The sequence below is a fragment of the Aurantibacter sp. genome (assembly GCF_042094015.1).
Classification (GTDB): domain Bacteria; phylum Bacteroidota; class Bacteroidia; order Flavobacteriales; family Flavobacteriaceae; genus Aurantibacter.
Genome location: NZ_JBELDZ010000025.1, coordinates 1 through 13,453, shown reverse-complemented (window position 1 = coordinate 13,453; position 13,453 = coordinate 1). Strand labels below are relative to the sequence as shown.

Annotated in this window: 14 protein-coding genes; 3 read left to right on the top strand and 11 right to left on the bottom strand. The window is 29.5% G+C overall.

Translation table 11 applies throughout. The features are described from left to right. Positions 1 to 2: 2 nt before the first annotated feature. The 9 genes from ACFDSN_RS05520 to ACFDSN_RS05480 form a co-directional block, all read right to left on the bottom strand. Positions 3 to 1,001, bottom strand: coding sequence for a hypothetical protein (locus ACFDSN_RS05520; RefSeq protein WP_375238839.1), 999 nt, complete (start codon positions 999 to 1,001; stop codon positions 3 to 5). 6 nt (positions 1,002 to 1,007) lie between these two features. Further along, on the bottom strand, positions 1,008 to 1,466 hold the full coding sequence (locus tag ACFDSN_RS05515; protein ID WP_375238838.1) for a DUF1569 domain-containing protein: 459 nt from the start codon (positions 1,464 to 1,466) through the stop codon (positions 1,008 to 1,010). Next, the gene (miaA, locus tag ACFDSN_RS05510; RefSeq protein ID WP_375238837.1) at positions 1,447 to 2,367 is read right to left on the bottom strand and encodes a tRNA (adenosine(37)-N6)-dimethylallyltransferase MiaA; all 921 of its coding nucleotides are present in this window, start codon (positions 2,365 to 2,367) and stop codon (positions 1,447 to 1,449) included. Before miaA ends, ACFDSN_RS05515 begins: the two co-directional genes overlap by 20 nt. Before the next feature lie 3 nt (positions 2,368 to 2,370). Further along, the gene (locus ACFDSN_RS05505) at positions 2,371 to 3,258 is read right to left on the bottom strand and encodes an ion transporter (RefSeq protein ID WP_375238836.1); all 888 of its coding nucleotides are present in this window, start codon (positions 3,256 to 3,258) and stop codon (positions 2,371 to 2,373) included. A 37-nt stretch (positions 3,259 to 3,295) separates the two neighbouring features. Next, positions 3,296 to 4,657 (bottom strand): exonuclease domain-containing protein, encoded by a 1,362-nt coding sequence (locus tag ACFDSN_RS05500; protein ID WP_375238835.1) that lies wholly within the window; start codon positions 4,655 to 4,657, stop codon positions 3,296 to 3,298. Between the two features lie 17 nt (positions 4,658 to 4,674). Next, positions 4,675 to 5,343: a YggS family pyridoxal phosphate-dependent enzyme gene (locus ACFDSN_RS05495; RefSeq protein ID WP_375238834.1), complete on the bottom strand. Its 669-nt coding sequence runs from the start codon at positions 5,341 to 5,343 to the stop codon at positions 4,675 to 4,677. A gap of 53 nt (positions 5,344 to 5,396) precedes the next feature. After that, complete coding sequence (locus ACFDSN_RS05490) at positions 5,397 to 6,635, bottom strand: DUF1015 domain-containing protein (protein ID WP_375238833.1); 1,239 nt, start codon at positions 6,633 to 6,635, stop codon at positions 5,397 to 5,399. 71 nt (positions 6,636 to 6,706) lie between these two features. Continuing rightward, on the bottom strand, positions 6,707 to 7,594 hold the full coding sequence (locus tag ACFDSN_RS05485; RefSeq protein WP_375238832.1) for a 3-hydroxybutyryl-CoA dehydrogenase: 888 nt from the start codon (positions 7,592 to 7,594) through the stop codon (positions 6,707 to 6,709). Positions 7,595 to 7,674: 80 nt separating this feature from the next. Then, positions 7,675 to 8,634 carry a Gfo/Idh/MocA family protein gene (locus ACFDSN_RS05480; RefSeq protein ID WP_375238831.1) on the bottom strand — a complete coding sequence of 320 codons (960 nt, stop codon included), beginning with the start codon at positions 8,632 to 8,634 and terminating at the stop codon, positions 7,675 to 7,677. Positions 8,635 to 8,788: 154 nt separating this feature from the next. On the opposite strand from ACFDSN_RS05480, the gene ACFDSN_RS05475 reads away from it, so the two are divergent. Further along, entirely contained in the window at positions 8,789 to 9,430 is a 642-nt protein-coding gene (locus ACFDSN_RS05475; protein ID WP_375238830.1) for a protein-L-isoaspartate(D-aspartate) O-methyltransferase, read from the top strand. Positions 9,431 to 9,681: 251 nt separating this feature from the next. On the opposite strand, the gene cdaA is transcribed toward ACFDSN_RS05475, so the two are convergent. Both cdaA and folP read right to left on the bottom strand, forming a co-directional pair. Next, positions 9,682 to 10,473, bottom strand: coding sequence for a diadenylate cyclase CdaA (gene cdaA / locus ACFDSN_RS05470; RefSeq protein ID WP_375238829.1), 792 nt, complete (start codon positions 10,471 to 10,473; stop codon positions 9,682 to 9,684). Between the two features lie 37 nt (positions 10,474 to 10,510). After that, complete coding sequence (gene folP, locus ACFDSN_RS05465; protein ID WP_375238828.1) at positions 10,511 to 11,338, bottom strand: dihydropteroate synthase; 828 nt, start codon at positions 11,336 to 11,338, stop codon at positions 10,511 to 10,513. A 120-nt stretch (positions 11,339 to 11,458) separates the two neighbouring features. Between folP and ACFDSN_RS05460 the strand changes: the two genes are divergently transcribed. Both ACFDSN_RS05460 and ACFDSN_RS05455 read left to right on the top strand, forming a co-directional pair. Further along, entirely contained in the window at positions 11,459 to 11,995 is a 537-nt protein-coding gene (locus tag ACFDSN_RS05460) for a DUF1599 domain-containing protein (RefSeq protein ID WP_375238827.1), read from the top strand. A 46-nt stretch (positions 11,996 to 12,041) separates the two neighbouring features. Next, positions 12,042 to 13,346, top strand: a complete 1,305-nt coding sequence (locus tag ACFDSN_RS05455; protein ID WP_375238826.1) for a BT_3928 family protein — start codon at positions 12,042 to 12,044, stop codon at positions 13,344 to 13,346. Positions 13,347 to 13,453 lie beyond the last annotated feature (107 nt).

The window sequence follows — 13,453 nt, the reverse complement described above, 5'->3', positions numbered from 1 at the left end:
TTCTAATAAGAGGCTCTTTTTTTATAAATACTATCTAGTAATTGTTCTGCTAAAAAAGGTTTGTAGTGACTCCATTCGTAGTAATGACCAACATGTTCTGTAAATTGATTTTTTCCAGAAAAATCAAAAACATTTTCAAATCCAAAAATATCATTTAAAAGTGTTAAATATTCTTTGTTTATTGGGTTTTGATTATATAAAGGTGAAACTATAATAGTATAATTACTCTTGTTAGTTTTTAGAATACGATTTATTTTTTGAAATAAATCTGTATGTTTTTTTGTAGGTTCTATATATGGTTTTATGTAGCTTTTGCGTTTCGAAAAATCTTTTTTGTAATATAAAATAGAATCCTTTTTCAATGCTATTTCGTTATTATAACTACAATCTAAAGTAAAAGGGTCATAGTGATCAAAGTACTTAACAGTTAAAATGCATTTATTAATGTAGTCTCTTTTGGTTTTAAATATATTATAATCTGCTAATGCGGTAATTAATTTAATATTAGAGCTGGCCTGAATAAATGTAGAGTAAAATTTAAATTGTGAAACATCTTTAAACTCTGGCGGATTTATATAGTTGTAGGCATTTCTTTGTTTTGTAACCGATAAAGTGGACGCATCTAAAATTATTATTACATTAGTTAGGTTAGCTTTGTTTAAAGATAAAAATTCTATTTTTTTATAAATTCCATAAAGAGATTCACCATCAGAATCAAAATGAAATGGTTTTGTTTTTTTTCCAAAATGTTTAATTAAACTAGAGTTTTTGTAAGCTTGTGCTCTTGAGTTACCAAAAGTAAATGTATTATAAGGAATAGAATCTTTATATTTAAAAAAGGTTTTGGTTGCAATTACAGTTCTGTTTTTAGAAATTCTATTATTTTTAAAGTAATCTGGATAATCTGCGTAAATCTTAAAAAAATCAAAGAACTGAATAACAATTATAATAATTATAAAAGGTAAAATAAATAAAGAGAGTTTTTTTATAAAACGTTTCATAAGTAATTATACTTTTTTGCTACTAATAATATCATCAATAATTTTTAAGTGATGATTAGTGTGTACTTCTAAAAAACGTTTAGTTTGTTTTAAGTTAAGGTCTCCAAAAAAAGGATGTGAAAAAAAAGCTTTTTTTGGCAAACCTTTAATTTCCTGAACACTTGATTTTGATTTGTTTATCAAAGAAACTACTTCTTCTTTATTAATTATATCTAGTGTATTTACGTGTTTTGGTGCTTTGGCTTTTCCTCTTGGTATATAGCCACTTTTTAAAATTAAAGCACGCTTTAGATTAAATGTTTTTTTAAATGTTTCTGGGTCACTTTTTTTTAATTGACTGCAAACACCAACAATAATTCTAATACAATGGTCAATATGCCAATCCACAGCTCTATTAGAGATAGAAGGATTACTTGTTTCAAAATGATTTAATGCATCTTGTAATTTATTTATTTGCTGTTTCATAGCTTTTTATCTTGTCCAATACCAGTTTAAAATCTTCTTTGTAATCAACCCAAATAGTTTCAGTGTTTCTTTTAAACCATGTTAATTGTCTTTTAGCAAAACGCCTAGAGTTCTTCTTAATTTCACTGACAGCAAAATCTAAAGTCCATTCTTTATCAAGATACTTAAAAAGCTCTTTATAGCCAACTGTGTTTAAGCTGTTTAGCATTTTGTAGGATTCAAGTTGTTTTACTTCATTTAACAAGCCTAAACCCATCATAATATCTACTCTGCGATTTATTCTATCATAAATAATGTCTCTGTCTGCTGTAATTCCTAAAGTTATAACTTTAAAATTACGACTGCTTTTGTTTTTTTGAAGAAAACTAGAATATGGTTTTCCGCTACCAATACAAATTTCTAAAGCTCTTATTACACGCTTTGGATTTGCAATTTCTATAGTTTCAAAACTCTTAATATCTAATTTTTTAAGTTGAAGTTGTAAAGTTTCTAAACCATTATTTATAAGCTGAAGGTTTAGTGTTTCACGAATAGAAGAATCAACTTCTGGAAAATCATCTAAGCCTTTGGTTAAAGCATTTACATATAGACCAGAGCCACCAACCATAATTACTGTATCGTTATGTTTGAATAAATATTCTAACATTTTAAGAGCTTCTTTTTCAAAAGTTCCAACGTTATAACTTTCAAAAACAGATTTGTTATGTATGAAATGGTGTTTGGCTTGGTTTAATTCATCTAAAGTAGGAGCAGCAGTACCAATACTCATTTCTTTAAAAAACTGTCTAGAGTCTGCCGAAATTATTTCTGTGTCAAAATGATTAGCTAATTTAATTGCTAAGCTAGTTTTTCCAATAGCAGTAGGACCAACAACTGAGATTAAGGTTTTTGTATTACTCATAACCTAATGTAAACCGTTTCCACATTTTCTACAAAAATCTGCATCATCAGAGTGATTTTCTGCGTGGCATTTAGAACAAACTTGAGTGTTTAATTGGACTTGAGGATACACTTCGCTAATAATTTCCTTTTTAAGTTCTTTTATTCTTTTTTTGTCTTTTTCTTTATTGCTGCTTTTTACATATTCTGCAGATACAATACCTGTAGGAACAGCAATAATTCCATAACCTAAAATCATTATTATTGATGTTATAAATTGTCCTAAAGGTGTTTGTGGAGCAATATCTCCAAAACCAACCGTAGTAAGTGTTACAATACACCAATAGACACTTTTGGGAATATTAGTAAAGCCATTTTCTTCGCCTTCTACTAAATACATAATAGACCCAAAAATTACTGAAGATACTAAGACGGCAAATAAGAATACTAATATTTTTACTCGACTAGCAATTATTGAATCTTTTAATTGATTAGATGCACCTAAATAACGTGCTAATTTTAAAATTCTAAATACTCTTAGTAGACGTAATGCTCTTAAAGTAACTAGTGCATGAGCTCCTCCAAAAACAAAAGTAAGGTATTTTGGAATAGTTGATAACAAATCTATTATGCCATAAAAACTAAAAATATACTTAAGTGGTTTTTCTACAGTAATAATTCTTGCAATATATTCTATAGAGAAAAGTATAGTTATTACCCATTCTGCAATATTTATTAAATCGTGATATTGTTTATCAATTTCATTAACACTTTCTAGCATTACAAGTGCAATACTTGCTAAAATAAAAACTAATAATATAAGATCAAATGCTTTTCCAGCAGGAGTATCTGCTTCATAAATTATTTCGTGAAGCTTTTCTTTCCAGGTTAACTGTTTGTTTTGGTGTGCCATTAACTCAAAGTTAGTCTTTTTGTTAAAATTAATCCAATTAAAGCGTTATAATTTTAAGTTTCGGATACTTTCTTAAATAGGATTGAATAATGTGCTGACTATCTTTATTGTTTTCCATAGGAGTAATAAGTGTTTTTAAAATATCAATTTTAGTGATTTGATAATTTAAACTTATAAAAGCTAAGCCTTTAAATTCTCCATTTTCTATTAGGATAGCACTACGTTCATCCACATCACGTCCGCGATCTAGAATAACCATATTTTTATTCTTATAACTGTGTTTTTTTAAAAATTGATTGACACGTAGATTATAACTTTCTGTTGTTTCTTCTTTTACACAAGCACCTAAACAGCTATCTAGTTCATACCTAAAACAACTGGTTTTGCTATTGTATAATCCTGTTAGTTTTTGACATAAATTAAACTCGTCTACTATTTTTTCTAGAAAAGCTTTACCGTTTTGTTTATTCGTAAAAGTCGTAATATTTCGTCTTCTACCATCAGCCTTGTCAATACTTAGATTTATATAACCGTTTTTGTCGGTTTCATGGTATAAACCTGTTGTGAAAAGTCTTTTTCGAAGCGCACGATTATAAAGTGGCTTGTTACGTTTTATTTCTTCACTTTCTTTTAAAAGTGCTACTAGCTCGCTTCCTGTAACTTCAAAAGTAACATTGGATACGTTAATTTGTATTTTTTTAGATTTAGCTGTAGTTCCTGTAAAGTGTTGGTTAATTCTATTTTTTATGTTTTTGCTCTTACCAATATATATAATCTTACCTTCTTTGTTATGAATGTAATAAACACCAGTTTTATTAGGTAATGTGTCTAATATATCTAATAGTTTTGGTTCTAATTGATGTTTTGGTTTTGTTTTTAGAGCTTCTGTAATTATAGTTTTTTCTGTGTCTTTGTTTAATAATAATTTAAAAAGTTTTACAGTAGCTAAAGCATCTCCAGAAGCGCGATGTCTGTCTGTTACTGGAATTCCAAGAGCTCTAACTAGTTTGCCTAAACTGTATGAAGGCATATCTGGAATTAGTTGTTTAGATAACTCAACAGTACATAAGGTTTTTCTTTCAAATTCAAAACCTAAACGTCTAAATTCGGTACGTAAAATTCTATAGTCAAATGATGTGTTGTGAGCAACAAAAATACAATCTTGTGTAATTTCTACAATACGTTTGGCAACCTCAAAAAACTTAGGGGCATTTATAAGCATTTTGTTATTTATTCCAGTAAGATTAACTACAAAGGGTTGAATGGCTTTTTCAGGATTAACTAAACTTATAAATTGATCTACTATTTCATGACCATCAAATTTATAAATGGCAATTTCAGTAATGCCTTCTTCATTAAATTTTCCACCAGTAGTTTCTATGTCTATTATTGCGTACAAGTTTTCCTGTTCAATTGTTAATTATAATTTCTGCTGCCAAATATACTACTTCCAACACGAACCATTGTGCTACCGCATTCTACTGCTAGTTTGTAATCGCCACTCATTCCCATACTTATAGTTTGGAATGTGCTGTTGTTTGTTTTTATTAAATTTAACTCATCAAAAATTGATTTTAAAGTATTGAACTCTTCTTTTACTTGATTTTGATTATCTGTAAAAGTTGCCATTCCCATAACACCAGTTACATTAATGTTTTTTAAATCTGCAAATTCTTCAGATTGAAGTAATGTAGAGGCATCATCTGGACTCATTCCAAACTTAGTATCTTCTTTTGCTATTTTTAGCTGAAGTAAGCAGTTTATAACTCTATCGTGTTTTTTTGCTTGTTTGTTTATTTCTTTAAGCAATTTAAAGCTGTCACAACCGTGAATTAAATCCACAAACTCAGCCATATATTTTACTTTATTGCTTTGCACGTGACCAATCATGTGCCAAGAAATATCTTTTGGTAAAACCTGAAATTTCTCTGCCATTTCTTGGATTTTGTTTTCCCCAAAAATGCGTTGTCCTGTGTTGTAAGCTTCTTGTAAATCCGCTACAGGTTTAGTTTTACTTACAGCAACTAACGTAACGTATTCCGGTAATTTAGATTTTATGTTTTGTAGATTTTTTGTGATGCTCATTTTGTTTAACTATATGTAATCAAGAATAGTTTTAGATGCTAACCTCTTTTTGTTTAAAACTCATAAATAGCTACACCACTTCTTAGCTTTGGTTGTATGTACGTACTTTTTGGTGGCATTGTTAAACCTTCGTCCGAAATGTTTTTAATTTGCTCGATAGTTGCTGGCAGCATTCCAAAAGCGACTTTAAACTCTCCGGAATCTACTACAGATTTTAAATAGACAAAATCTTTTTTACCACTACTATAACTTATTTTAGTGCTTTTTCTTAAATCATTAATTCCAAGAATAGGTTTTAAAATAGTTTTATACAAAATATGCGCATCTAATTTGTCTAAAGCTGTGTTAAACTCAAAATCGGTTTTTCTAAGATATAACGAGTAAAATTCGCCATCTAAATACATGCTAAAATGATTTTTTTTAGATGGTTTGTATGGCATATTACCACGGTTTTCTATTCTAAAGACTTCATCTAACTGAATTAAAAAGGCTTCCTTGCTTAATCCATTTAAATCTTTTATTAATCTATTAAATTCATAGACTTGTAACTCATCTTCTGCTATTAAGAAACTCATAAAATAATTATAAGTTTCTTCTCCTGTATGGTTATTGTTTTTATTTTTTAAACTCTCGCAAAGAAGGGAAGAAGAGGCACTTCTATGATGTCCGTCTGCGATGTATAAGTTATCTATTTCAGAGAATGATTGCTGAATTGTGTCTATGTCAATCTGTTCTGTAACCAACCACAAATAATGTGTGTCTCTATAAGTTGTTGTAAATTCAAACTCAGCTCTAGTTTGTTGAGTTTTGGAAATCACTTGTTCTATGTTTTTGTTTTTTGGATAAGTAATTAAAACAGGCTCAGCATTAAAGCCAACAGTTTTTAAATAATCTTTAAATGTATTTTCGCGAGACGCAATTGTGTCTTCGTGCTTTTTAATAATATTATTTTTGTAATCCTCTACGCTGGCGGCTGCTATAATTCCATTAAAAACTTGATGATCTCTATCTATAATTTTATAAATATAATAACATGGCTTTTTATCTTGAATAAAAACTTTATCTTCTTTGAATTCTAAGTATCTGTTTTTAACAAGTTTATAACGTTGTTCTCCAGAAATTTCTTGATCGTATTTATAACCTGGGTTTACAATATGTAAAAATGAAAACGGATTATAATCCATTCTAGAATCTCTTTCGTCCGGAGAGTAACTTTGGTAAGATCTAGAAGCTACCAAACTAACTTTGTCTCTTGTAGGTCTAACTGCTTTAAAAGGGATTATTTTGGCCATGATTTCAGTCTTCAGTCTTCAGTCTTCAGTCTTCAATTTTTGTTAACTGAAGACTGAGTACCGATAACTATTTATGCGAATTGTTTAGAAACTTTTTCAGCTTTTCTACTTTCAGAATAATCGTAAAAACCTTCGCCAGATTTAACGCCTAATTTACCAGCCATAACCATATTTACTAATAAAGGACAAGGTGCATATTTAGGGTTTTTAAATCCATCATACATTACGTTTAGAATTGATAAACAAACGTCTAGACCAATAAAGTCTGCTAATTGTAATGGACCCATTGGATGCGCCATTCCTAGTTTCATAACTGTATCTATCTCTTTTACACCAGCAACGCCATTGTATAATGTTTCAATAGATTCGTTAAGCATTGGCATTAAAATGCGATTAGCGACAAAACCAGGATAATCATTAACTTCTGTAGGTGTTTTTCCTAAAGTTTTAGATAAATTCATAATAGTTTTAGTTACTTCGTCTGAAGTACTATAACCACGAATAATTTCCACCAATTTCATAATTGGTACAGGATTCATAAAATGCATTCCTATAACCATTTCTGGTCTTTTTGTAACTGCAGCAATTTCTGTAATAGAAATTGAAGATGTGTTTGTAGCTAAAATGGTGTTTTTTGGACAAACGTCATCTAGTTGCTTAAATATTTTAAGTTTTAAATCTTTGTTTTCTGTTGCTGCTTCAACGACTAAATCAGCATTTTTAACTCCAGACTCTGTATTTGTATGTGTTGTTATATTAGACAGCGTATTTGCTTTTTCTGCTTCAGTTATTTTTTCTTTAGAAACCATTCTGTCTAAATTCTTAGAAATGGTAGCCATTCCGCGTTCTAAAGATGCGTCACTAATATCTATTAATTGTACTTTAAATCCTGATTGTGCAAATGTATGAGCAATTCCATTACCCATTGTTCCTGCACCAATTACTGCTATGTTTTTCATTTTTTTTAGTCTTTAATGATTAGTTATAAAGTCTTATAGAAATTACTAATCGTATGTTTTTATTTATTTAAGTGAATAGTTTAAAACTGGTCAATAATCATACTTGCAACACGTAAAGCTTCAGTTCCATCATGTAATGTAACTACTGGTGTTGTGTTATTATTTATAGCGTCTGCAAACGTTTCAAGCTCATCTAAAATAGCATTGTTAGCAGGTACTTCTGGATTAGCAAAATAGATTTGTTTTTTTATGCCTTCAGCATTTTGAAGAATCATATCAAAATCACCTGGGTTTTCAGGAGCATCTTTCATTTTTACTACTTCGCAAGCTTTCTCTAAAAAGTCAACTGATATGTAAGCATCTTTTTGAAAGAAACGTGTTTTACGCATATTTTTTAAAGAAATTCTACTTGCAGTTAAGTTAGCAACACATCCGTTTACGAACTCTATACGTGCATTTGCAATATCAGGCGTATCACTTATCACAGAAACGCCACTTGCAGAGATGTTTTTTACTTTAGATTGTACAACGCTTAAAATAACATCTATATCATGAATCATTAAATCTAAAACCACAGGAACATCTGTTCCACGTGGGTTAAATTCAGCCAATCTATGTGCTTCTATAAACATTGGTTGGTCTAATTGATCTTTTATAGCTTTAAATGCAGGGTTAAAACGTTCTACATGTCCAACTTGACCTTTTACGTTATGTTCTGCAACTAACGCACGAAGATTTTCTGCTTCTTCAACCGTATTCGTAATTGGTTTTTCAATAAAAATATGCTTTCCTTTTTTTATGGCTTGTTTAGCACAATCGTAATGAGATAAAGTTGGTGTAACAATGTCCACAACTTCTACAGCGTCAATTAAATCATCAATTGAATTAAAATATTTATAACCAAATTCTGATTCAATTTGTTTTCCGTGTTCAGGATTAGCATCATAAAACCCAATTAGATTATATTTATTAGATTCATTAAGTAACCTTAAATGAATTTTGCCAAGATGTCCAGCACCTAAAACTCCTGCTTTTAGCATATTATTACGTTTTTTTCAAATTTAGGTATTTTAACGGATTATATTTAGAGAATCTAATAGAAAAATAAAGCTTTTTTTATTAAGATATAAATTACATTTTTTTGTTTTTCACTTATTAGTTTAATATGTATTTTTATCTAAAATTATTTTTAAGTTGAAAGATACATTAAAACATAAAGGCTTACGTCAGAAATTGGTGAAAGTACTTGTCGATAAAGGTATTACTAGTGAACTTGTTTTAGAGGCCATAGCTAATATTCCGCGTCATTTATTTATGGATTCTAGTTTTTTAGATCATGCTTATCAGGATAAAGCATTTCCTATTGCTGCAGATCAAACTATTTCTCAGCCATATACCGTAGCTTTTCAAACTGAATTAATGCAAATTTGTAAAGGCGATAAAGTTTTAGAGATAGGAACAGGAAGCGGTTATCAAACAGCTGTTTTATGTGAGCTTGGCGCTAAAGTCTATAGCATTGAAAGACAGCATGAGTTGTTTAAAATTACAAGTAAATTTTTGCCTAAACTTAATTATAGAGCTAAAAAACTTGTTTTTGGCGATGGCTATAAAGGTTTGCCAGAATTAGCACCTTTCAAATCTATTATTGTTACAGCTGGAGCGCCATTTGTTCCAAAGCCATTACTTTCACAATTAGAGATTGGAGGAAGATTGGTGATTCCTGTTGGAGATAAAGTCCAAGTTATGACACTTTTTGTTAGAACCGGACTAAAACAATTTGATAAAACAGAATTTGGCGAATTTAAATTTGTACCACTTTTAGAAAATAAAAATTAAACACCTTGTATTTTATTTTTTAAATAGGATTTAGTTGTGTCTTATATGTATAGTTTTTTCTTATTAAAACACACCTAATTAATATTTAAAACCTATTATTTTGTTTTTAGGCAAGTGATTAAAAGCTATTTTAAGCGTGTTTACTTGTGATGGTCTTGGTATTTGTTTTTGTGATTGGTAAAAGGTTGTTAAAATCCATTAAAATGGGTTTTAAAAATTTTCAACTCTTTGTGAGTTGTTCTTCTTATTTATTAAATTAATTGAGTTCTTAATATGTTAGTTAATTCTTCAGTGTTCTCAAAAGCTAAAAATTCAGCATTTATAAAACACGATATTTGACCTGTTTCTTCGCTTACAATTAATGCAATTGCATCTGTTCTTTCTGTTATTCCAACAGCAGCTCTATGACGTAAACCAAAACGTTGAGGAATTGTTTTTTGGTTATTTACAGGTAATATTACACGAGTTGCTTTTACAATATTTCCTTCAATTATAATGGCCCCATCATGTAATGGACTGTTTTTAAAGAAAATACTTTCTATAATGGGTTGTGTTACAGCAATATTCATTTTGTCGCCAGTTTCAGCTAAAAAATCTAAATTGTTATTGCGTTCTAAAACTATTAAAGCACCTGTTTTAGATAAGCTCATTTTCTTACATGCAGAAATAATTACATCTATGTCTGTTGTGAGTTTGTTTTCGGTTTTTAAAAATTTTAATTGTTTTAAAAAATTGCGTTTGTTTCCGAAATTAGTAGAGCCCAACATTAGTAAAAACTTTCTAATTTCTTGCTGAAAAACAACTATTAAAGCAAACATTCCAACGCTAATAAAGCCTCCTAGAATATTACTTAATAATTGCATTTGTAATGCCTGAGTAATTTTCCAGATAACGTAAATCATTACAATTCCTATAAAAATATTTATAGCAACAGTTCCTTTTACTAACTTATACACATAGTAAAGTAGTGTTGCCACAAGTGCAACGTCTATAAAATCTATAACAGATAAGTTAAGAATGTTATCTAAAATATCTAAATTCATAAAAAAGTTAAGGTTAAAAATCTAATATAATGATTTATCAGTTATTAAAAGTAGCATTAAAGAGACTAATACATTCTTCTGCTTCTTTTACGTCATGGACACGTAAAATTTTAGCGCCTTTTTGTAGAGCAATCATATGTAGTGCTGTTGTGCCATTTAAAGCTTCGTTAGCTGAAGTTTTTAGTGTTTTGTAAATCATTGATTTTCTAGAAACTCCAATTAAAATAGGAATATCTAAAGTTTTAAATAATTGTAGTTTATTTAGAAGTTCAAAATTTTGTTCAGTTGTTTTTGCAAAGCCAAATCCAGGATCTATAATTAGGTCAGTAATCCCTAATTTACGACAAGCTAAAATTTGTTTAGAAAAATATAGAGTTAAGTCATTTGTAATGTTTTTATATTCTGTTTGTTTTTGCATTGAAAATGAGTCTCCACGCATATGCATCATAATATATGGTACGTCCAGATCTACTATGGTTTGCAGCATTTTATCATCTCTTAAACCAGAAGAGATGTCGTTTATTAAAGCAGCTCCTTGACTAATAGATTGTTTAGCGACTTCACTTCTAAATGTATCTACTGAAATTAAAATACTAGGAAAATGTTGTATCAATAACTTAATAACTGGAATAATACGTTGCAATTCTTCATTCTGACTAACAAATGGTGCATTAGGTCTTGAGCTATAAGCGCCAACATCAATAAAAGTAGCGCCACTATTTAGCATATTTTCAACCTGTAAAAGAATCTCTGATTCGTTTTTGTAGCTTCCGCCATCATAAAAAGAATCTGGTGTTATGTTTAAAATCCCCATAATTTTAGGTGATTTTAAATCTACAAGTTGTCCTTTGCAGTTTATGATCATATATAAAGTGGATTTATATCAAATATTCTTTCAAAATTAAGTCTTAATAATTAAAATTGAAACCTTTAACTTTGAACTTTAAACTATTTAAGCGAAATTTACGCAAAATCAATTTATTTTATGCAAAATACCTCAAAACAATATGATGCTGTAATTACAACTTGTCGTGATTTATTTATAAATAAAATGTCAGACTATGGCTCTGCATGGCGTATTTTGAGATTACCAAGTTTAACGGATCAGATTTTTATTAAAGCTCAAAGAATTAGAGGTTTACAGCAAAACGATGTTCAGAAAGTAGACGAAGGTCAGGAACCAGAGTTTATAGGTATTATTAACTACTGTATTATGGCACTAGTGCAGATAGATAAAGGTGTAGTAGAACAACCAGATTTAGACTTGGACGCAGCAATAGCTTTATATGATGAAAAAGTTGCGTTAACAAAAAAACTAATGCAAGATAAAAATCACGATTATGGAGAGGCTTGGAGAGATATGCGCGTAAGTAGTTTAACAGATTTAATTTTACAGAAATTATTGCGTGTTAAGCAAATAGAGGATAATTCTGGTAAAACCATTGTAAGTGAAGGTATAGATGCTAATTATCAAGATATGATTAATTATGCCATTTTTGCAATGATTCATCTTGGAGAATAGTGTGTAACTAGAATTAGTAATAAAAATAACAATAACAATACGGATTATGAATATATTAGTACAGATTTGTAGAATCTTAGTAGGAGGATTATTTATTTTTTCAGGAATGATTAAACTTAATGATCCGTTAGGTTTTTCATATAAATTACAAGAGTATTTTAGTCTAGAAGTTTTAGATTTACCAGTTTTTTTGCCTTATGCGTTAGGGATTTCTGTAGTAGTTGTAGTCTTAGAAGTTGTTCTAGGAATCTTTTTATTAATAGGCTATAAGTCCAAATTTACGGTTTATACTATTCTGGCAATGATTGTCTTTTTTACATTCTTAACGTTTTATGCAGCTTATTTTGAAGTCGTAAAAGATTGTGGTTGTTTTGGAGATTTTCTTCCAATGAAACCCTGGGAAAGCTTCGCTAAAGATGTGGTTTTATTGGTTTTAATTTTGATTTTAGTAGCAGGTTTAAAACATATTAAACCATTTCTAAAAACCTTGCCAACAACAATAATAGCATTATTAGGGTTTGTATTTAGTTTATGGTTTGGGTATCATGTATTAACCCATTTGCCAGTTTGGGATTTTAGAGCTTATAAAGTGGGCGATAATATTGCTGCTAATATGACATTGCCAGAAAATGCTCAAAAAGAAGTGTCGGAATATGTGTGGACTTTTAAAGTAAATGGTGATGACAAAGAATTTAAAACATCTGGTAATTATCCAACAGTTGATGGTGAATATGTAGGTTATGAAAAAACAGTTTTAGTTGAAGCAGACGAGCCTAAAATTTTCGATTTCTCTATAGAAAGTCAAGACGAAGATCTAACACAGCACTTTTTACAAGTTGATAACTTAGTTGTAGTTGTAGCTTATAACTTGAATTACACAAATGTTCAAGGAATGAAAAACATTAAAATTGCTACAGATAAAGCCATTGCAAATGGTTATCAAGTAATTGGTTTAACGGCTTCTGGTGAAGATTTAAAGGCGAAAACCATAAAAGATTACGGATTAAATTTCGAATTTTATTTATGTGATGAGAAAGTAGGAAAGACTATTGTGCGTTCTAACCCAGGGATTTTAACCTTAGCAAAAGGTACGGTTTTAGATAAAGAACATTATAATGATGTGGATGATTTAAATTTGCATAAAGTTGGAGAACCTTATGTGGAACCAGTAGTTAAAATAGAGAAAGAAACGCTTTATTTTATAAACGATTCTATTGCTACGAAATTAGATATAGATGCTTTAAGTCCTGATAATATAGAGCGAATGGATGTTTTGAAAGATTCTTTATTACTTGGTAACGAAGCCTACAAAAATGCAGAGTCAGTTATTAAAATAACACTAAAAAAATAACAGCTGATTAACTATATTTTAAATAAAATATTTTACGTAATACTAACGTTGTTTGGTGTTGTAACGGTTATATTCTTACTATTCAATGTCCTCCCAGGAGATCCAGC

What these genes read in the sequence shown, in the direction of transcription:
- ACFDSN_RS05520 (WP_375238839.1), bottom strand. Translation starts at nt 1,001, where the DNA reads ATGAAACGTTTTATAAAAAAACTCTCTTTATTTATTTTACCTTTTATA.
- ACFDSN_RS05515 (WP_375238838.1), bottom strand. Translation starts at nt 1,466, where the DNA reads ATGAAACAGCAAATAAATAAATTACAAGATGCATTAAATCATTTTGAA.
- miaA (WP_375238837.1), bottom strand. Translation starts at nt 2,367, where the DNA reads ATGAGTAATACAAAAACCTTAATCTCAGTTGTTGGTCCTACTGCTATT.
- ACFDSN_RS05505 (WP_375238836.1), bottom strand. Translation starts at nt 3,258, where the DNA reads ATGGCACACCAAAACAAACAGTTAACCTGGAAAGAAAAGCTTCACGAA.
- ACFDSN_RS05495 (WP_375238834.1), bottom strand. Translation starts at nt 5,343, where the DNA reads ATGAGCATCACAAAAAATCTACAAAACATAAAATCTAAATTACCGGAA.
- ACFDSN_RS05490 (WP_375238833.1), bottom strand. Translation starts at nt 6,635, where the DNA reads ATGGCCAAAATAATCCCTTTTAAAGCAGTTAGACCTACAAGAGACAAA.
- ACFDSN_RS05485 (WP_375238832.1), bottom strand. Translation starts at nt 7,594, where the DNA reads ATGAAAAACATAGCAGTAATTGGTGCAGGAACAATGGGTAATGGAATT.
- ACFDSN_RS05480 (WP_375238831.1), bottom strand. Translation starts at nt 8,634, where the DNA reads ATGCTAAAAGCAGGAGTTTTAGGTGCTGGACATCTTGGCAAAATTCAT.
- cdaA (WP_375238829.1), bottom strand. Translation starts at nt 10,473, where the DNA reads ATGAATTTAGATATTTTAGATAACATTCTTAACTTATCTGTTATAGAT.
- folP (WP_375238828.1), bottom strand. Translation starts at nt 11,338, where the DNA reads ATGATCATAAACTGCAAAGGACAACTTGTAGATTTAAAATCACCTAAA.
- ACFDSN_RS05460 (WP_375238827.1), top strand. Translation starts at nt 11,459, where the DNA reads ATGCAAAATACCTCAAAACAATATGATGCTGTAATTACAACTTGTCGT.
- ACFDSN_RS05455 (WP_375238826.1), top strand. Translation starts at nt 12,042, where the DNA reads ATGAATATATTAGTACAGATTTGTAGAATCTTAGTAGGAGGATTATTT.